General features: G+C 63.6%; 16 protein-coding genes and 1 pseudogene. 10 read left to right on the plus strand and 7 right to left on the minus strand.

What is annotated here, in order from left to right; translation table 11 throughout:
- Positions 1-529 precede the first annotated feature (529 nt).
- Both ACWAT4_RS13025 and ACWAT4_RS13030 read left to right on the plus strand, forming a co-directional pair.
- A pseudogene (locus ACWAT4_RS13025) lies at positions 530-652 on the plus strand (choice-of-anchor K domain-containing PEP-CTERM protein); the annotation flags it as partial.
- Between the two features lie 209 nt (positions 653-861).
- A complete protein-coding gene (locus ACWAT4_RS13030) occupies positions 862-1,269 on the plus strand; it encodes a hypothetical protein (RefSeq protein WP_449730704.1) in 408 nt (135 codons plus the stop codon).
- A 30-nt stretch (positions 1,270-1,299) separates the two neighbouring features.
- On the opposite strand, the gene ACWAT4_RS13035 is transcribed toward ACWAT4_RS13030, so the two are convergent.
- From ACWAT4_RS13035 to ACWAT4_RS13045, 3 genes are all read right to left on the minus strand, one after another.
- Entirely contained in the window at positions 1,300-1,533 is a 234-nt protein-coding gene (locus tag ACWAT4_RS13035) for a hypothetical protein (protein WP_212301440.1), read from the minus strand.
- A gap of 62 nt (positions 1,534-1,595) precedes the next feature.
- Positions 1,596-1,772 carry a hypothetical protein gene (locus ACWAT4_RS13040; RefSeq protein WP_449730705.1) on the minus strand — a complete coding sequence of 59 codons (177 nt, stop codon included), beginning with the start codon at positions 1,770-1,772 and terminating at the stop codon, positions 1,596-1,598.
- Between the two features lie 170 nt (positions 1,773-1,942).
- Positions 1,943-3,031 (minus strand): helix-turn-helix transcriptional regulator, encoded by a 1,089-nt coding sequence (locus tag ACWAT4_RS13045; RefSeq protein WP_449730706.1) that lies wholly within the window; start codon positions 3,029-3,031, stop codon positions 1,943-1,945.
- A gap of 146 nt (positions 3,032-3,177) precedes the next feature.
- On the opposite strand from ACWAT4_RS13045, the gene ACWAT4_RS13050 reads away from it, so the two are divergent.
- The 5 genes from ACWAT4_RS13050 (at position 3,178) to ACWAT4_RS13070 (ending at position 10,598) form a co-directional block, all read left to right on the plus strand.
- Positions 3,178-4,641 carry a GH1 family beta-glucosidase gene (locus tag ACWAT4_RS13050; protein WP_449730707.1) on the plus strand — a complete coding sequence of 488 codons (1,464 nt, stop codon included), beginning with the start codon at positions 3,178-3,180 and terminating at the stop codon, positions 4,639-4,641.
- A gap of 164 nt (positions 4,642-4,805) precedes the next feature.
- The gene (locus ACWAT4_RS13055; RefSeq protein WP_449730708.1) at positions 4,806-6,038 is read left to right on the plus strand and encodes an acetyl-CoA C-acetyltransferase; all 1,233 of its coding nucleotides are present in this window, start codon (positions 4,806-4,808) and stop codon (positions 6,036-6,038) included.
- A 332-nt stretch (positions 6,039-6,370) separates the two neighbouring features.
- The gene (locus ACWAT4_RS13060; RefSeq protein WP_449730709.1) at positions 6,371-9,019 is read left to right on the plus strand and encodes a bifunctional diguanylate cyclase/phosphodiesterase; all 2,649 of its coding nucleotides are present in this window, start codon (positions 6,371-6,373) and stop codon (positions 9,017-9,019) included.
- 61 nt (positions 9,020-9,080) lie between these two features.
- Positions 9,081-10,004, plus strand: coding sequence for an amino acid ABC transporter substrate-binding protein (locus ACWAT4_RS13065; protein WP_449730710.1), 924 nt, complete (start codon positions 9,081-9,083; stop codon positions 10,002-10,004).
- 291 nt (positions 10,005-10,295) lie between these two features.
- Positions 10,296-10,598, plus strand: coding sequence for an HU family DNA-binding protein (locus ACWAT4_RS13070; protein ID WP_008139488.1), 303 nt, complete (start codon positions 10,296-10,298; stop codon positions 10,596-10,598).
- A 71-nt stretch (positions 10,599-10,669) separates the two neighbouring features.
- Here ACWAT4_RS13070 and ACWAT4_RS13075 read toward each other — a convergent pair whose 3' ends face one another.
- The 4 genes from ACWAT4_RS13075 to ACWAT4_RS13090 form a co-directional block, all read right to left on the minus strand.
- The gene (locus tag ACWAT4_RS13075) at positions 10,670-10,825 is read right to left on the minus strand and encodes a hypothetical protein (RefSeq protein ID WP_162848670.1); all 156 of its coding nucleotides are present in this window, start codon (positions 10,823-10,825) and stop codon (positions 10,670-10,672) included.
- A 5-nt stretch (positions 10,826-10,830) separates the two neighbouring features.
- Positions 10,831-13,224: an endopeptidase La gene (gene lon / locus ACWAT4_RS13080; protein WP_449730711.1), complete on the minus strand. Its 2,394-nt coding sequence runs from the start codon at positions 13,222-13,224 to the stop codon at positions 10,831-10,833.
- An 8-nt stretch (positions 13,225-13,232) separates the two neighbouring features.
- The gene (locus ACWAT4_RS13085; RefSeq protein WP_063698631.1) at positions 13,233-13,616 is read right to left on the minus strand and encodes an Hsp20/alpha crystallin family protein; all 384 of its coding nucleotides are present in this window, start codon (positions 13,614-13,616) and stop codon (positions 13,233-13,235) included.
- A 187-nt stretch (positions 13,617-13,803) separates the two neighbouring features.
- Positions 13,804-14,373, minus strand: a complete 570-nt coding sequence (locus ACWAT4_RS13090) for a YciE/YciF ferroxidase family protein (protein ID WP_212301431.1) — start codon at positions 14,371-14,373, stop codon at positions 13,804-13,806.
- 150 nt (positions 14,374-14,523) lie between these two features.
- Between ACWAT4_RS13090 and ACWAT4_RS13095 the strand changes: the two genes are divergently transcribed.
- The 3 genes from ACWAT4_RS13095 to ACWAT4_RS13105 all read left to right on the plus strand — a co-directional run bounded on the left by ACWAT4_RS13095 (position 14,524) and on the right by ACWAT4_RS13105 (position 17,774).
- Complete coding sequence (locus ACWAT4_RS13095; RefSeq protein ID WP_212301430.1) at positions 14,524-15,150, plus strand: MarC family protein; 627 nt, start codon at positions 14,524-14,526, stop codon at positions 15,148-15,150.
- A gap of 170 nt (positions 15,151-15,320) precedes the next feature.
- Positions 15,321-15,974, plus strand: coding sequence for an L-fuculose-phosphate aldolase (locus ACWAT4_RS13100; protein ID WP_212301429.1), 654 nt, complete (start codon positions 15,321-15,323; stop codon positions 15,972-15,974).
- 12 nt (positions 15,975-15,986) lie between these two features.
- Positions 15,987-17,774 carry a chloride channel protein gene (locus ACWAT4_RS13105; protein WP_212301428.1) on the plus strand — a complete coding sequence of 596 codons (1,788 nt, stop codon included), beginning with the start codon at positions 15,987-15,989 and terminating at the stop codon, positions 17,772-17,774.
- Positions 17,775-17,819: the final 45 nt, after the last annotated feature.

Raw genomic sequence — 17,819 nt, forward strand, 5'->3', positions numbered from 1 at the left:
TACGACGTACGTCAGATGTGTTTCCACCCGCCGCACTCGAAGCTCAGGTCCGTGTTCGAAACACGGAGGGATCGAGATGACGTCCAAGCTGCGCAACGCGATCGTGGGACTGACGATGATTTGCTCGATGGTATCGCCGGCTGTCGCCAGCGAGATCGTCTACGCTCCCTTCGACTTGCCGGATGGCGTTGCGAGCGTGGGCAAGTACAGCGGTACGGTGTCCATCACGGTCGCGGGTTTGGGTCAGGCGCTAGCCAATCTTTATAGCGACGCCTTCTACACTCTGAATGCCCCGCCGACGGGACCGGCCGACTTTCATTTCTGGAATTTGGGATTTAGCACATCCGGCTCCGGCTTGTTCGAAGCCGAGAACTATCTCGTCGGCAGTGTGCCGGCTTTCAATCCGACAGGAATCTATACATTCGAGCTGAATACGGGAGCGTCAGGTCCGACCCAGCTCTATTTCGGTGTGCACGACGACGTCTTCAGCGACAACAGCGGCGCCTATGTCGTCGTGATCACGCAGCTTGCGTCATCCGTCCCGGAGCTTTCGACCTGGGCGATGATGGTTCTGGGGTTTGCCGGCATGGGCTTGATGGCCTATCGCCGGCGTCATCAGGCGACGCGCAGCAGCGCCGTCGTCTGGTGCTGACCAATCGGACAAAGGTCCCAGAGGCGTCCGAGAAGTGCCCAGAAAAAGCCGCCCCGACGGGGCGGCTTTTTGCGGATCATGGGCGAAAATGACCATCGCCTATCCCCGGCATGAACGGCAGACCCGGATTGACACGGACTGCGCGATTAATGGTTTCTTAGCTCCGATCGGGCGGGATTTGAGCGGGAATTTCAGGGGAGACTGCTCCCATGCTGAAGGACGGTACCTACGCGGCGTGGTACAAGACGCCGCTCGATGAGGGCACCGGCATCGTCCATGTCGCAGACGGCCAGATCTGGGGCCGCGACAGCCTGATGACGTATCACGGCGCCTGCAAGGTGGACGGCGATCGCTTCACGGCGACCGTGCTGACGAAGCGTCATACCGAGGGGCGTGTCACCGTCTTCGGCGTCTATGATGAGCTCACGCTGGAGATCGAGGGGACGTGCCCCGGCAAGATCGCGACCTACACGGCGACGGCCGGGCAAGCGCGGGGCGTCGTCCTCCAGGGAACACTCATTCTGACGGAACAGCCGGCGGCGGCAACTGAACAGACAGGGGTGGTCCCGGCGTTCGATCCCGGCAAGCTTCCAAAACTGCCGAAACGCCCGCGCTGAGCGCAGGAGGCGTCGCAGCGGTCCTTCGGATCAGATCCTGGCCTTTGCGACGTACAGCCCGGGCACACATTTGAAACGCGCGATGTGCCAGTCGTCGGATCGGTAGATCGGGTGAGCGCTCTTCCATTGAGCGAGTCCTGCCTGGCCGCCGGTGAGGCAGCCCTGAAAGGTGAGGCGGGTGTCGAGGTTCGAATTTGTAATGGCAACTTCGGTGCAGTCATGACCTGAAAAATGGCAAAGCACGGCGACAATCGTGACAAACATTGCATCAAATCCGAGAACCGCAGCTTAAAGGACGAACATCAGAAATTCGAGCTAGGATGAAGTCAGAGAAAGCCAGCTCCGAGATCGACTCCATTGAGCAATAGAAGGAGTGATGCCAACAGGCCGGCGCCGGAGACTATCGCCAGCGTTTCAAGAGCGTCAGCGTCGTCCTTGACTTCAAAAGGAAGCGAGAATCTCCGCACCAAGGCGATCATTGCGTGCTCCAAATCGCTGGACATCCTGTCTTTCGTCTTCCGCGAAGAAGCCAACATTTACGGCCCGCGGGACGGGCCCGCCTCATCAAGATTGGTGAGATGGCGATGATTTTCTTGCGCCAGGCCATCGAGCCCGCTCGCCGCGCCGACGGTGATGATGCGGAGTTTGCGCCGTGCGACCGACCGCGCAGGCGTCAGGCGTCGTCTACGGGCCCGGGCGGCCGGAGCCCATTCAGCAACGCGACCACGTCGGACTGCCTGGTATAGCCGACCTTTGTCAGAACGACTTTCACGTGTGAGCGGACGGTATTCTCGGAGGTGCCGCTTTCCGCAGCGATGCCCTTCACGGTCTGACCGGCAGCCAGGCCGCGGGCGACGCGCGCCTCGGCGGGGGTGAGATCGAAAAGGGATCGTATCAGGTCGACCGGCGGCGCCTCCGGCCTGGTCACCGGCGTCAACATCAACATGGCAGCGCAGCGGAAAAAGACGTCGCGCGCCGAGCCGCGGATCGGCACGAGATGCGCAATCATCGCGGCGTCCGCATCGCGGACGGGAAACGACCGCACATTCGGAGCGTCATCGTCATTCACCGTCGCGATGGCGTCGCGCAGCAGCGCGTCGGCGTGGGCGTCCTTTAGCGCGATGCGGTCGTTCGCCCGCCACGAGATGAAGCCGCTCAAGGTCTCGATCAACTGGTTCGCACCGAGGACTTTTCCGTTATCCGTGAATACCAGTGCGGGAATGCCGAGCAGGGCGAGTGCTTGTGTTGCGGCCCGGGCTCGCTCCAACTGCAGGCGGGCCGCGACAAAGGAGGCCCTGGCCAGATGGGAGTGCACCTCGTTGAGGGTGCCAAGCACCGCTGACGACGCCGATCCTTGATCGTAGGCCCGCTCCAGCGCGATCACCATGTCGTCGCCTGTCGGCAACGCTATAGCGGTCGCCGAGGCCCATCCCATGCCGCGCGGGTGCAACATGTCCCTGTAGGCCGGATCATTGCGCATTTCTTCCGGCGTATAGAGGGTGCTGTCCGGTATGAAGCCGGTCTGCTTCGCGCGCAGCAGCCGGTTGAAGCGTTCCGACCGCGGAATCCATCCGCTCTCCATCAAGGGTCGCAGATCGGCGCGTGCTTCCTCGCTTGAGGCGGACCATCGCAGCACGTTTCCGTTCGAGATACACAACCAGCCGGACAGTGCGCCGCCGAGTTGCACCAGTTCCGCCAGAATCTCCGGCCAAAGGTCAGGCACAAAGGCGCATTCGTAAATTCGATCGACCAGCCGCGACATCGCATACCCTGTTTGGAGGCATGCTAATGCAGGTCAATTGGTCCCGCCAGCCGCCACGTCACGACTTCATGGCGAAGCCGTCTTCTCAAATCGGCCGGGACTGGTCATTGTGCCGGCTCGACACAGCTGCATTTGGAGAAGATGAAATGCCGGATGAGGTCTCGCGCCGCCAGTTCGCGAAATTGGCGGGGCTTTCCGCAGCCGGAATGGCCAGTCCCGCGTCATCAGTCGAGGCCAAGCCGGCCGCGGCCCCGCGCGATAGCGGCGGGTTTCCGCAAAACTTCGTCTGGGGCACGGCGACCTCGTCCTACCAGGTGGAGGGCGCGGTCAATGAGGACGGACGAGGGGCCTCGATCTGGGACAAGTTCGTGCGCATCCCCGGCAAGATCGAGGACGGCACCACCGGCGACCACGCCAATGAGCATTATCATCGCTACAAGGAGGACATCGCGCTCGTCAGGGAGCTCGGCTGCAAGGCCTATCGCTTCTCGGTGGCCTGGCCGCGGGTGTTTCCGGACGGCGACGGCAAGCCGAACCCAAAAGGCCTCGACTTCTACAATCGCCTGGTCGATGAGCTCCTGAAGAATGGCATCGAGCCATGGCTCACGCTCTATCATTGGGACCTGCCGCAATCGCTGCAGGATCGCTTCGGCGGCTGGCGTTCGACCGAGACCTGCAAGATCTTCGGCGACTATGCGGCCTATGTCGCCGAGCACCTGACCGATCGCGTCAAAAACGTTTTCACGCTGAACGAGAGTGGCCGCTTCGTCTATTTCGGCTACGGTATCGGCATCGATGCGCCGGGCCTGACCTTGCCGCAAGCCGAGGTAAACCAGATCCGGCACAACAGCGCGCTCGCCCATGGACTTGCGGTACAGGCGCTGCGCGCCCATGGCCGCCGCGGCACGCGTGTCGGTCCCGCCGAGAATATCGATGCCTGCATCCCCGCGATCGATACGCCTGAGAACGTCCGTGCCGCCGAGATCGCGCTGCGCGAGCTGAATGCCGGCTACCTCAACGTCATCATGACCGGCCGCTACACCGACGCATTCCTGAAATATGCCGGAGCCGACGCGCCGAAATATACCGAGGCGGACCTGAAGATCATCTCCTCGCCGGTCGATTTCGTCGGCCTCAACATCTATTCGCCGCAGCACTACATCGTTGCGTCCGACCAGGGCGCGGGATTCATGCCGCTGCCGATCCCGAAATCGTTCCCGCACATGAATTCGGACTGGCTGCGCGTGGGCCCCGAAACGATTTACTGGGTGCCGAAGCTCGCGGCCAAAATCTGGAAGACGAACGCGATCTATATCAGCGAGAACGGTGCCTCCGGCGACGATCAGGTGACGCAAGACGGCAAGATCTACGATACAGACCGCATCATGTACTTGCGCAATTATCTCGCCCAGCTCCAGCGCGCCACCGCGGAGGGCGTGCCGGTGCGCGGCTATTTCCTCTGGAGCCTGATGGACAATTTCGAATGGGTGTACGGGCTCAACAAGCGCTTTGGGCTCTATCACGTCAATTTCGACACGCAGGTGCGTACCCCAAAACTCAGCGCGAGCTTTTACCGAAACGTGATCGCGAAGAACGCGGCTGGGGCGTGATGGGTTCTCTCGCGTAGAACCCTCGAAGTCGTCATGCCCGGCATGACGTCGCGGAAGCTTTCGCACAGCGGAAAATCCGGACCAGAGGCGTAACACCCCGCATTGACTCCGATCTCCCCGTGATTCAAAACCGCCTCAACGCCCATGACAAGAGGACAACGCCCATGACCGATGCGCTGATCATCGATGCCTGCCGCACCCCGCGGGGCGTCGGCAAGGCCGGCAAGGGAGCGCTCTCCGGCATTCATCCGCAGCAGCTCGGCGCAACGGTGCTGCGCGCGCTCGCCGATCGCACCGGCATCAACACCGCCGACGTCGACGACATCGTCTGGGGCTGCAGCGCGCAGGTTGCAACGCAAAGTGGCGATCTCGGCCGCATGTCGGCGCTCGATGCCGGCTACGACGTGCGCGCCAGCGCCGTGACGCTGGATCGGTTCTGCGGTTCCGGCATCACCAGCGTCAACATGGCTGCAAGCTCGATCATGGCAGGCGCGGAAGATCTCGTCATCGCCGGCGGCTGCGAGATGATGTCGATGGAGGGGCGCCGCGGCGGCGGTCCGATGATGATGGATAGCGGCAATCTCCGACTGCGCGCGCGGCATCCGCAATCGCATCAGGGCGTTTGCGCCGATGCGATCGCGACGCTGGAAGGCATCACGCGGCAGGATGTCGATGCGCTCGGGCTGGAAAGCCAGAAGCGCGCCGCGCAGGCGATTGCCGGCGGTCACTTCAAGAAGAGCCTTGTGCCCGTTCGTCGCGAGGACGGCAGCCTCGCGCTCGACCACGAAGAATATCCGCGGCCGCAGACCACGATGGAAGGCCTCAGCAGCCTGAAGCCCGCGTTTCCCGCGATCGCCGACTATGCGCTGGACGACAAGGGTACGACCTATCGCGGCCTCATCCTGCAGAAATATCCTGATCTCGACATCAACTTCGTGCACCACGCCGGCAATTCGTCCGGCGTCGTTGACGGCGCCGCCGCGATCCTGCTGGCCTCGCCGTCCTACGCCAAGGCGCACGGCCTTAAAGCCCGCGCCCGCGTAGTAGCGATGGCGAACATGGGGGACTCGCCGACCCTGATGCTGAACGCGCCGGTGCCGGCGACGCGCAAGGTGCTGGCGAAGGCCGGGCTGACCATCGACGACATCGACCTATTCGAGATCAACGAGGCCTTTGCGGTGGTTGCGGAAAAATACATCCGCGATCTCAAGCTCGACCGTGCCAAGGTCAACGTCAATGGCGGCTCGATCGCGCTCGGCCATCCCATCGGCGCGACCGGCTCGATCCTGATCGGCACCGTGCTCGACGAACTCGAGCGCCGCGACCTCAAGCGCGGTCTCGTCACGATGTGCGCGGCCGGCGGCATGGCGCCGGCTATCATCATCGAGCGGATCTAGCCGGCTGCGCGCGCGGAAAGGGATTCGGGTTCCGCGGTCGTCGGTTCGGGATGCGATGGGGCGCCCGTGGCCGCGCCCCTGGCCGGGCGATTTGTCTTGCCCATTCCATAGGCATCGATCTCCGTAGATCTGCGGGAAGAGGAACGTGTTTCTCCACATCATCCGAGATGATGAAACGCACAGGTAACCTTGACCGACGTTCGATCGTTGGCATGCGCCGGTTTTAACCGGATTCGACATACTCGAAGCCCTACGCTCCGTGGGATGGGTCGTTCTGGGAATTGTGTTTCCTGATGCCTCGGGCTGTTCGCGCACTCAAAGACAGGTTGGCGATGCCGGTGCCGGAGGGGGGAGCCCAGCCGATCCGCCGGATCGGCGCGACGCGGCCCGTTGCCCTGCTGATGCTGTGCGGCGCGTTTCTGATCGCGCTCGTCGTGTGCACCATCGCTCTCATTCTGTCCAATCTGCGCGATCACGCGCTTGCCGAGAGCAAGCAGCAACTGCTGGCGACTGCGACGGTGCTGGCCGAGCAGGCGGCGCGCGACTTCGAGGCCGTCGACCTGATCGAGGCGAATCTGATCGAGCACATGCAAATCCTCGCCGTCGTCTCCGACGAGGTCTATGCACGTTCGATGGCGAGCCGCGACATCCAGCTCATGCTGGAGGACAAGATCGGCGGCTTTCCGCATATTGAATCTGTTATGCTGGTCGGCGCCGACGGGACGGTGATCAATTGGTCCGTTGCCTGGCCGACACCACGCCTCAACGTCGCCGATCAGGACTATTTTCAGGCCCTGAAGGCCACACCGGCCTTGAGTTCGAAGCTCGGCCGTCCGACCAGGGATCCGCGTACCGGAGCCTGGACCGTCCCGCTTGCCCGCAAATTCATGGGTGCTGACGGTGAATTTCTCGGGCTTGTGGTCGGCATAATCAAATCCCGGCATTTCGAGGAGCTCTATCGGACGTTGGTTCGCGGCGCAGACGAATCCATTGCGCTGATCGGCCGTGACGGCGTAACGCTGGCGCGCTATCCGTATGTCGACCCCATGGTCGACAAATCCGTCTCGCGTGGCCGGCTTGCCGAGATGACCCGATCGGGCGCGGGTGTCGTCCGGGAATTCGACGCGCGCGACGGCACCGACCGGCTGATTGCGGCGACATCTCTCGTCAAGATCCCCATCTTCCTGACGACCAGCACGACCGTGCCCGCGGCACTTGCCGGCTGGCGGACGGAGGCCTGGTTTCTGATCGGACTCACCCTCGTTCTCGTCGTCGCCATCGGTGGCACCGGAGCCGTGGTCGTGCAGCATTTCCGCAAGCAGAGTATCCAGCTCGATGCGACGTTGAACAACCAGTCGCAAGGCGTCTGCATGTACGACGCCCATCATCGCCTGATCGTCTGCAACGACCGCTACGCCAAGATGTTCAGCCTTCCCGACGAGCTCATGAGACCGGGAATCACGCTGCACGAGGTGTTCGAGTATCGGCTTTCGCGGGGGCTGTACCCCGCTGACGGCGCCGACGCGCTGAAGGCGATCATTGCGGCCAACGAACCGGCGAGCATCGTGGCGGAGCTTCCAGACGGCCGCGCGGTGGTGATCGTCTTCCGCCCAGTGCCCGGCGGCGGCTTCGTGAAGACGGTCGAGGATATCACCGAGCGAAAGCGCACCGAGAGGCGGATCGCGCACATTGCACATCACGACGCGCTGACCGGATTGCACAACCGCGCGTCGTTTTCCGACTATCTGGCGACGACGGTCCACGAGACGATCTGCGCCGGAGGGGCTTTCGCGATTCTGTGCCTCGACCTCGACCGCTTCAAGGAGATCAACGACCTCTATGGCCACCCGGTCGGTGATGCGCTGTTGTGTGAGGTGACACGGCGACTGAAGCAGGTTGCAGGCGACGCCTTCCTGGCGCGGGTTGGCGGCGACGAGTTCATCGCGGTGCTGCTTGGCGAGGCCCAGGCCGAAGTCGCAGGCCGGCTTGCGGAGCAGCTGCGGACGGCTCTTGTCGGAGATATCGAGATTGCCGGACGGCAGGTGCGGATCGGCATCAGCATCGGCATTGCGTGCTCTCCGACCGACGGCGACGATCCGACGACACTTCTGGCCTATGCAGATATCGCGCTTTACCGCGCCAAGTCGGAGGGACGCAACGCGATCCGGTTCTTCGAGGCGGACATGGCGACGCAGCTTCGTGACCAGCGCGAATTGCAGCATGATCTGCAATCCGCGGTGGCCAATGATGAACTGCGGCTGGATTTTCAGCCGCTGGCTCGGGTCGGCGGCGAGATTGTGGGCTTCGAAGCCCTGGTCCGCTGGTGGCATCCGCGACGCGGCTTGATCTCGCCCGGCACCTTCATCCCGCTTGCCGAGGAGAACGGGCTGATTGTCGCGATGGGCGAATGGATTCTGCGCGCCGCGTGCCGTGAAGCCGCATCCTGGGCGAACCCGCTCAAGATTTCCGTCAATCTGTCACCGGTGCAGTTCCGCAACGACGACATCGTGCGGTTCGTCCATGGAATCCTGATCGAGACTGGATTGAGCGCCGGCCGGCTGGAGCTTGAGATCACGGAAGGCGTCCTGATCGATGATTTCTCTGGCGCGGTCTCGATCCTGCGCCGGCTCAAGGCGCTCGGAGTGCGCATTGCGCTCGACGATTTCGGTACGGGTTACTCGTCGATATCCTATCTGCACGCATTCCCGTTCGACATGATCAAGATCGACCGTAGCTTCGTTTCGAACCTGGACCACGCACAATCGAAGGCGGTCTTGCGCGGCGTCGTCGGACTGGCGCGGGGTCTCGAGCTCCCGGTCACCGCCGAGGGTGTCGAAACGCAGATTCAGCTTGATGTTCTCACCCATGCCGGTTGCGATTTCGCGCAAGGCTTCCTGATCGGACGGCCGGCCTCGATGACCCAATATGCTGGGATCGTGGGGCGGCCGGTTCGCCGGGAGCGGCTGGTCGCCAAGGCATGAGCAAGCCGAAGACCAATTGTTGCAGGCGCGATTTGGCGATCCCAACGAAGGAAATGGAGCGATGCGCATCAAGATTATCCTGGCCATAGCCGCACTCAGCGTTGCGAGCCATGTGGCGGCCGCCGAGGACCTGGTCGGTACGTTGGAGAAGATCAGGAGCACCGGCACGATCGCGATCGGACATCGTGAATCGTCGATCCCGTTCTCGTATTACGACAACAACGAGAAGGTCGTCGGCTATGCCATGGACCTCTGCTATCTGGCGGTCGACGCCGTGAAAGCGAAGCTGGGACTGCAAAAGCTCGATGTGAAGCTCGTGCCTGTCACTCCGTCTGGTCGAATCCAGTCCGTGCTGAGCGGGACGATCGACCTCGAATGCGGAACGACCACCAACAACCTCGAGCGGCAGAAGGTGGTGACGTTCTCGACCTCGTATTTCGTCGCTGCAAATCGTTTCATGGCCAAGGCGGCGGCCAGCTTGCGGACCTTGGAGGACCTCAAGGGCAAGACTGTGGTGTCCACCATCGGGTCCACCAATCTCAAGCAGATCAGTGAGCTCAACACCCAGCGTCAGCTCGGTCTCACCATTCTGGCTGCCAAGGACAACGGAGAAGCGTTCCGGATGCTGGAGTCCGATCGGGCCGCGGCCTTCGTGATGGACGACATCCTGCTCTACAGTCGGATGGCCAATTCGGAGAATCCCGGCGCCTACATTGTTTCGGAGGAAGCGCTGTCGGTCGAGCCTTATGGCATCATGCTCCGGCGCGACGATCCGGCGTTCAAGAAGGTGGTCGATGATGCGCTGGCGGTGGTCTATCGCAGCGGAGAGATCCAGAAGATCTATGCCAGATGGTTTCTGGCGCCGATTTCACCGAACAATGTCGATCTCAAAGTCCCGATGAGCGCGCCGCTCAAGCTCGCCATCGAGCATCTGACAGACAGCGGCGACCCGGCTGCATATCGGACCGAAAGCCTCGTGCGGTGAGGCGGGGGTGACCCATTTCTGCGCTTCTCCAGCGACCGGTCTCTCACAAAGAGGCCGGTCGTCGCTTGTCGAAAGCATCGAATCAGCTTTAGCAAGGCTGCTTGCGGGCCTTTGAAACAAGGCAAAAAGCGCTGCTCAAGGTGCCTTCCGCTCCGGAAGCCGCTAAAAAGCAGGGGTTTTTGCCACAGGGGGCCAAAAAAGCCCGTAAAACCGCGACAAAACTGTGCAGAAGGCTATAGGCCTTCGCCGGTTGGTCTAATATGCAACCGGCAACGAATCAGAGGAGACACGATGCCAGCCCAAATGTCCAAATCGCAGTTGATCGAAAAGATTGCGACCGCCACCGAGCTCTCCAAGCGCGACGTCAAGAGCGTCATGGAGACGCTGACCGACGTCGGCCACAAGGAGCTCAAGAAGAACGGCCTGTTCCTGGTGCCGGGCTTCGCCAAGTTCGTGGTCATCAAGAAGCCCGCGACCAAGGCGCGCAAGGGCACCAACCCGTTCACGGGTGAAGAGATGATGTTCAAGGCCAAGCCGGCCCGGAAGATCGTCCGCGCCCGCCCGGTCAAGGCCGCCAAGGACGCTGTGGCCTGATAACGCAAAGGCCCCCTCGATGAGAGGGGGCCTTTTGGTTTGAGTGACCGCAGGGGCCGATACGGAGGGGATCAGCCCTTGCGGCGCTTCACCCGGACCGGGATCGGTTGAAGCCGTGGCTCCGGTCCTGCAAGTGCATCGCGCACCCGGTCGATGGCGCGATCGAGCAACTGACGCAGCTTCTGTGTCTTCCGCGATCGCTTCGCGTCTTCCAGCAGTTTCTTCATCGCATTCACTCCGCCGCTTCGACGTTCGCATCGGCTTGGGCTTCCGCCGGCTCGAGCGCTGCGGCGATGGCCTCGTCGACGCGCTCCAGCCAGATGAACTCGAGGTTGTCCCGCGCGCTCTTTGGGATGTCGTCGTAGTCCCGCTTGTTGCGTGCCGGCAGCATCACCCGCTTCAGTCCGGCGGCGGCCGCAGCCACCACCTTCTCCTTGATGCCGCCCACGGGGAGCACCAAACCGCGTAGCGAGATCTCGCCGGTCATCGCCGTGTCGCTCCGCACCGTGCGGTTGGTGAGCAGTGACGTCAGCGCCGTGAACATCGCCACGCCCGCGCTCGGGCCGTCCTTCGGGGTTGCCCCCGCGGGAACGTGAACGTGGATGTCGCTCTTCTCGAACACCTGGGGATCGATGCCGAGCTGCGTGGCTCTGCTCTTCACCAGCGTCATCGCCGCCTGCACGCTCTCGCGCATGACGTCGCCGAGCTGGCCGGTCAGGATCATGCCGCCGCGGCCGGGCACGCGCGAGGCCTCGATGAACAGGATGTCGCCGCCGACCGGCGTCCAGGCCAGGCCGGTGGCCACGCCAGGAATGCTGGTGCGCTGCGCGATCTCGCCTTCGAAACGCGGCTGGCCGAGCACGGTGGCGATGTCCTTCGGTGTCACCACGACCTTCGCAGCCGTGCCCTCGGCGACTTGCACCGCGGCATGGCGGAACACCTTGCCGATCTCGCGCTCGAGGTTACGCACGCCGGCCTCGCGGGTGTAACCCTTGACGACCAGTCTCAGCGCCTCCGGCTCGATCTCGGCCTGCTCGGCCGTCAGGCCGTTGGCCTCCAGCTGCCGCCGCACCAGATAGCGCTTCGCGATCTCCAGCTTCTCCTCCTCGGTGTAACCGGCGAGGCTGATCAGCTCCATGCGGTCCAGGAGCGGCCCCGGAATCTGGTCCAGCATGTTGGCGGTCGCGATGAACACCACGCGCGACAGGTCGAAGGGCACGCCCAGGTAATTGTCCCGGAACGTTCCGTTCTGCTCGGGGTCAAGCACCTCCAGCATGGCGGCAGAGGGATCACCCTGCACGCCGCGGCCCATCTTGTCGATCTCGTCCAGCATCATGACGCAGTTGCGGCTGCCGGCCTTCTTGATGCCCTGGATGATGTTGCCGGGCAGCGCGCCGATATAGGTGCGCCGGTGACCGCGGATTTCGGCCTCGTCATGCACGCCACCCAGACTGACGCGCACGAAGGGGCGATCCATCGCACGCGCGATGGACTGGCCGAGCGAGGTCTTGCCGACGCCGGGCGGACCGACGAAGCACAGGATCGGAGCCTTGCCCTGCGGCGCCAGCTTGCGCACCGCCAGATATTCGATGATCCGGCTCTTGATCTTCTCCAGGCCAAAGTGATCCGCATCCAGGATGCGCCGCGCTTCCTTGATGTCGATCGGCTTCTCCGCGGGCAGCGCCCATGGCAGCTCGATCAGCCAGTCGAGATAAGTGCGGACCATGCCGGCCTCGCCGGCGGCTTCCGGCATGCGTTCGTAGCGGCGCAGCTCTTTCCTGGCATGCGCATCCGCCTCCGGCGGCATGCCGGCCTTGGTGATGGCAGCCGTCAGCTCGGCGACCTCGGCGGCTTTGCCGTCGCCTTCGCCCAGCTGGCGCTGAATGGTCGCCATCTGCTCGCGCAGGATCGCCTCGCGCTGCCGCTCGTCGAACGTGGCGCGGGTCTTCTGGCCGATTTCATTGCTGATGCGCAGCACCTCCAGCCGCTCGGCCAGGTGCTTCGACACCTTCTCGACGCGCAGGGCGAGGTCGATGGTCTCCAGCACCTCCTGCTTGTCCTGCGGCTTGATGTCCATGAATGAGGTCGCCAGATCCGCCAGCGCGCCGGGCGCGGTGGTGCTCTGGAACATCGCGACCAGCTCGGGCGGCGCCTGCGGCAGCAGCTCGATCGCCTCGATGGCTTGGCGCTGCAGGTTCAGCGCACGCGCCTCGATCTCGGGCGAGGTCGCGGTCGGCTCGGGGATCTGCTGGATGCGCGCAGCCGGGAACGGCGTCCCCGGCAGGAAGTCGAGGATGCGCGCGCGCTGCACGCCCTGGCAGACGATGTGATGGGTGCCGTCGGGCGCGGTGATGTAGCGCACGATGTTGGCGATGGTCGCGACCCGGTAGAGATCGTCCGGGCCAGGCTCGTCGATCTCGGGGCTGCGCTGCAGGACGATGCCGATCGGGCGCTGCTCGCGCAGCGCCTGCTGCGCGGCGGCGACGGACTTCGGCCGCGCGATCGCGATCGGCGCGATGGCGCCGGGGAACAGCACCATCTCGCGCACGGGAATGATGATCAGTGCGTCTTCGGGGATCTTCACGTCTGGATTCGTCTGTTCGTTATTCATCTGTTCGGTGGCCATGATCGACCTCAGGATTTGGCGAGGCGCAGTGCGACGCAGCCGTCCATCACGAAGCGGCTGATGGCGTAGCGGCCAAGGGGCAATGCAATGCGGCGCTCAAAACGCCCCTGCGGTAGCTCTAGCCGGTGGATGCGGGCGTTGCGAAGCTCCGGCGGCAGCGTGCGCTGGCCGGAGATGACCAGAACGCCGTCATGGATGACCGTCTCGACATTGTCCGGATTGACGCCGGGCAGCGCGACCAGAATCAAAAGCTCATGCTCGGTTTCGAGCACGTCGATCGGCGGCTCCCAGCAGGCTTCCTGACGGCCGAACTGCTGGCGCAGCCGTTCGGCGCGCGTCAGCTGGTCCAGGGCTTCGGACAGCATCCAGTCGAAGGGATTTTTGGGTTGCATGGCAAAACTCGGGGAAGGCGCTGCGGTTGGAAAACCGGGATATGGTGATGGTTCCCGCAAATTCCAGCATCGTGCGTCCCAGGCATGCCTGGCCCCTCCAACGCGAGGAGCCTCTTGCGCTCAGACGCATCGACGCCGCGGAGAGGTTCCGCGGCGCCGAAGGCAACAATTGGGCGGGCGCACTTGATCAGGCGGCTTCGCGGTACTCGGCCTCCGCTTCAAGGTTGATCACGGACGTCGCGAGCTCGGTCAGCATATGGTCGGTGGCCTCTTCCTCGTCCAGCGTATCCTGCAGCAGCCTTGCCGCCTCGGGCATGCCGAGCTCCTCGGCCCAGGTGCGCAGCGTGCCGTAGCGCGAGATCTCGTAATGCTCGACGGCCTGCGCCGCGGCGAGCAGGCCGGCGTCGAGGGCAGGGGCGTTCTTGAAGTCCTTCATGATCTCGGCGCCTTCCTCGGTGATGCCGTTAATCGCCTCGCACGGCTTGCCGCGCGCGGGCTTGTCCAGCATCTTGAAGATCTGCTCGAGCCGTCTCACCTGGCCCTGCGTCTCGCGCAGATGCTTGTTGAAGGCGGCGGCAAGGTCCTTCGAATGCGCAGCCTTGGCCATCTTGGGCAGCGTCTTGATGATCTTGTTCTCCGCGAAATAAATGTCCTTCAGCGTTTCCAGAAACAGATCGCTCAGCATCTTAGGAGCCCGACGCGGACGGCGCGATGCGGTCTTTTTCTTGGATGCACGTTTCTTTGCTCGTTTGGCCATGGATCCTCCTCATGAGGCGACACGGGAAGGCACGCCCTTCCTCAATCCTCACGCGATCAAGATCCGGGATCAGCAAATGTTCCTCGCGAAGGCCCGCGCGAGCCGCTATGGCTGGCCGTCAGAACCACGCTCACCCGAGACGCCCGACCCATGCTCGACTTTGCCCTGTCCGCCTTCGTGACGCTGCTGCTGGTGGTCGATCCCGTCGGCCTTGCGCCGGCGTTTCTGGCCGCGACCGGGGGTATGCCCGACAAGATCAAGCGGACGGTCGCGCTGCGGGCGCCCTTCATCGCGGCCTCGATCCTGGTCGTGATCGCGCTGGTCGGAAACTGGCTGCTGCGCCAACTCGGGATCGGCATTCCGGCGTTCCAAATCGCGGGCGGGCTCTTGCTGTTTGGCGTGTCCTACCAGATGATCTTTGGCGACCGGCCGCATCGCGAGGCACGCGAGGCCGACAAGGCAACCGCGGAGCACGCCTCCGACGTCGCCGTGTTTCCGCTCGCCATCCCCATGATGGCCGGCCCCGGGGCGATCGCGACCACGCTGCTCTTGGCGGGCGATGCCGGCTATGGAGTGAAGCTCGGGATCATCATCGCCGTCGTCCTCTCCGTCTGCCTGCTCTGCATGCTCTGTTTCGTCTCGGCGAGCCTGATCGCACGGACGTTGGGGCGCACCGGCAATGCCGTGCTCTCGCGTGTGCTCGGCATGCTGCTCGCGGCCTATTCGGTGCAATTCGTGATCAACGGGATTGCGGCCGTTCGGGCGAGCCTGTCATAGGGCTGCGGCAATCTTCTAATCCATTGATTTTACGGTTCATTTCGTGGTGCCATGACGGCGCCGGCAAGACGGCGCCTGAACAGGTCCGCTTTCGCTTGCGCTGCCATATTGCTTTGACGTACTTCCGGTCTAACAAACGCCCATCGCCAAGAAGGTGGAGATGAATCGAGATGTCGATGACAGCGGACGAACTCGAGAAGAGACAGGCCATCATCGACGCCTGCCGCCGCATGAACGCGCTCGGCATCAACCAGGGCACCTCAGGCAATATCAGCGTGCGGCATGGGGGCGGGCTCCTGATCACACCGACCAGCCTGCCCTATGACACCATGACGCCCGACCAGATCGTCTTCATGGCGATGGACGGCTCGCACGCCCCCGATCAGAAGCCGTCCAGCGAGTGGCGCTTCCACCTGGACATCCTGAAGGCGCGCGCCGACGTCGACGCCGTGGTTCACGCCCATCCGACCTATTGCACCATCCTGGCGATCATGGGCATGGACATCCCGCCCGTGCATTACATGATCGCGGCGGCCGGCGGCGACAGCATCCGCTGCGCGCCCTATGCCACCTTCGGGACGGCGGAACTATCCGAGCATGCGGTGCGCGCGCTGGTCGGACGGCTCGCCTGCCTGCTCGACCATCACGGCATGATCGCGATCGGCAAGACGCTCGACAAGGCGATGTGGCTTGCCGTCGAGGTCGAGACGCTGGCGCGGCAATATCACGGCTGCCTCCAGATCGGGAAACCGCCGCTGCTTTCGAGCGCCGAGATCGAACGGGTCCGTCAGCGCATGGCCGGTTACGGCCTGTCGGAAGGGTAGGGCTCGCAAGCGGTGTTCGCACGGATCAGATATTTCGTCGACGGCAAGGGCACGAACCGCACCATGGTCCGGCTGCGCGCTCTGTTGCGCAGCAACGAATTCTACCTGATTCCGCTGGCGCTGGTCATCGGCACACTGGCTGGCGCGATCGTAACTCTGATGGCCGAGATCGCGCAGATCGCCCATGTCGTGATCTACGGCATTCCCATCGACGTCCGCCTCTCGGCCAACACCTATATCAGTCCCTGGGCGGCGATGACCGCGCCCGCGCTGGGAGGTCTCACGCTGGGCATCATGGAATGGTGGCGGCGACGGCTGAAGATTTCCAGCGCGGTCGACCCGATCGAGGCCAATGCGCTGCGCGGCGGCAATCTGTCGATGCGCGACAGCGTGGTGGTGTCGAGCCAGACCCTGATCTCGAACGGCTGCGGCGCCTCGGTCGGTCTCGAAGCCGGCTACACCCAGATCGGCTCGGGCATCGCCTCGCTGTTCGGGAAATTCTTCAATCTCCGGCGTAACGATTTGCGCCTGATCGTCGGCTGCGGCGCTGCGGCGGCGATCGCGGCGGCCTTCGGCGCGCCGATCACCGGTGCGTTCTACGCCTGCGAGCTGATCGTCGGCGTCTATTCGGTCGGCAGCGCCGCGCCGATCCTGGCGGCCTCGCTTGCCGGCGCGCTCACCGCGCAATGGCTCGGCGGCGCGCCTTACTCGCTCGAAATTCCCAAGGTCAGCGCCGTCGGCGTCGAGCAATATCTGGCGCTGATCGGGCTCGCGCTCGTCACCAGCGGCGTCGGGATCGCCGTGATGCGCTCGTCCTCGGTGTTCGAGCGCCTGTTCAAATGGCTGCCGGTGTGGCTGCGTCCGGTCATCGGCGGCCTCATCGTCGGCGGCTTCGCCCTCGTCACGCCGCAGGTGCTCGCGGCCGGCCACGGCGCCATGGTGCTCGATCTCTTTCACGATATGGCCATCGGCCTGGTCGCGATCATCATCGCGCTGAAGGTGACGGCCTGTTTGATCTCGTTGGCCTCGGGCTTCCGCGGCGGCCTCTTTTTCGCCTCGCTGTTCGTCGGCAGCCTGATCGGAAAGTTCTTTGCGGCGGTGCTGCTGCTGATCAGCCCGAGCTTCGTGATTGATCCGCTGGTGGCGATGCTGACCGGCATGGCGACGCTGGGCGTCGCCATCGTCGGCGGTCCCCTGACCATGTCGTTTCTCGTGCTCGAGATGACCCGCAATGTCGACGTCACCGCCGTGGTGCTGGCCGGCTGCATCGTCACCTCGATCTGCGTCCGCTTCATGTTCGGCCACTCCTTCTCGACCTGGCGCCTGCATCTGCGCGGCGAGACCATCCGCAGTGCCAACGACGTCGGCTGGCTGCGCAACCTCACCGTCGAGCGGCTGATGCGCTCCGACGTCGGCAAGGTGCCGTCGACCACCACGATCGCCGCCACACGGCGGGAATTCGGACTGGGATCGCGGCCCGGAATCGTCATCGTCAACAATGCTGACGAATATGTCGGCCTGGTCCTGCTGCCCGATCTGTTCTCCAGCGATCTCGACACCATTGCCGACGACATCCAGGTCATCGAGCTCGCGCGCCTGACCGAGATCGTGCTGATCCCGGAAATGAACGTGAAGAGCGCGATGGCGGTGTTCGACGAGGCCGAGGCCGAGATGCTGGCGGTGGTCGATTCCACCGACAGCCGCAAGGTCGTCGGCTTCCTGACCGAGAATTTCGCCCGCCGCCGCTATGTCGAGGAGATCGACAAGGCCACGCGCGGCGTGCTGGGGGCGCTGTCGTAAGGCGGGCCCCGGGGCAAGTTGACGCCAGCACGCACAGCGGACTTG

This window comes from Bradyrhizobium sp. T-1, assembly GCF_053592855.1.

What these genes read in the sequence shown, in the direction of transcription:
- ACWAT4_RS13030 (WP_449730704.1), top strand. Translation starts at nt 862, where the DNA reads ATGCTGAAGGACGGTACCTACGCGGCGTGGTACAAGACGCCGCTCGAT.
- ACWAT4_RS13035 (WP_212301440.1), bottom strand. Translation starts at nt 1,533, where the DNA reads ATGTTTGTCACGATTGTCGCCGTGCTTTGCCATTTTTCAGGTCATGAC.
- ACWAT4_RS13040 (WP_449730705.1), bottom strand. Translation starts at nt 1,772, where the DNA reads ATGTCCAGCGATTTGGAGCACGCAATGATCGCCTTGGTGCGGAGATTC.
- ACWAT4_RS13045 (WP_449730706.1), bottom strand. Translation starts at nt 3,031, where the DNA reads ATGTCGCGGCTGGTCGATCGAATTTACGAATGCGCCTTTGTGCCTGAC.
- ACWAT4_RS13050 (WP_449730707.1), top strand. Translation starts at nt 3,178, where the DNA reads ATGCCGGATGAGGTCTCGCGCCGCCAGTTCGCGAAATTGGCGGGGCTT.
- ACWAT4_RS13055 (WP_449730708.1), top strand. Translation starts at nt 4,806, where the DNA reads ATGACCGATGCGCTGATCATCGATGCCTGCCGCACCCCGCGGGGCGTC.
- ACWAT4_RS13060 (WP_449730709.1), top strand. Translation starts at nt 6,371, where the DNA reads ATGCCGGTGCCGGAGGGGGGAGCCCAGCCGATCCGCCGGATCGGCGCG.
- ACWAT4_RS13065 (WP_449730710.1), top strand. Translation starts at nt 9,081, where the DNA reads ATGCGCATCAAGATTATCCTGGCCATAGCCGCACTCAGCGTTGCGAGC.
- ACWAT4_RS13070 (WP_008139488.1), top strand. Translation starts at nt 10,296, where the DNA reads ATGCCAGCCCAAATGTCCAAATCGCAGTTGATCGAAAAGATTGCGACC.
- ACWAT4_RS13075 (WP_162848670.1), bottom strand. Translation starts at nt 10,825, where the DNA reads ATGAAGAAACTGCTGGAAGACGCGAAGCGATCGCGGAAGACACAGAAG.
- lon (WP_449730711.1), bottom strand. Translation starts at nt 13,224, where the DNA reads ATGGCCACCGAACAGATGAATAACGAACAGACGAATCCAGACGTGAAG.
- ACWAT4_RS13085 (WP_063698631.1), bottom strand. Translation starts at nt 13,616, where the DNA reads ATGCAACCCAAAAATCCCTTCGACTGGATGCTGTCCGAAGCCCTGGAC.
- ACWAT4_RS13090 (WP_212301431.1), bottom strand. Translation starts at nt 14,373, where the DNA reads ATGGCCAAACGAGCAAAGAAACGTGCATCCAAGAAAAAGACCGCATCG.
- ACWAT4_RS13095 (WP_212301430.1), top strand. Translation starts at nt 14,524, where the DNA reads ATGCTCGACTTTGCCCTGTCCGCCTTCGTGACGCTGCTGCTGGTGGTC.
- ACWAT4_RS13100 (WP_212301429.1), top strand. Translation starts at nt 15,321, where the DNA reads ATGTCGATGACAGCGGACGAACTCGAGAAGAGACAGGCCATCATCGAC.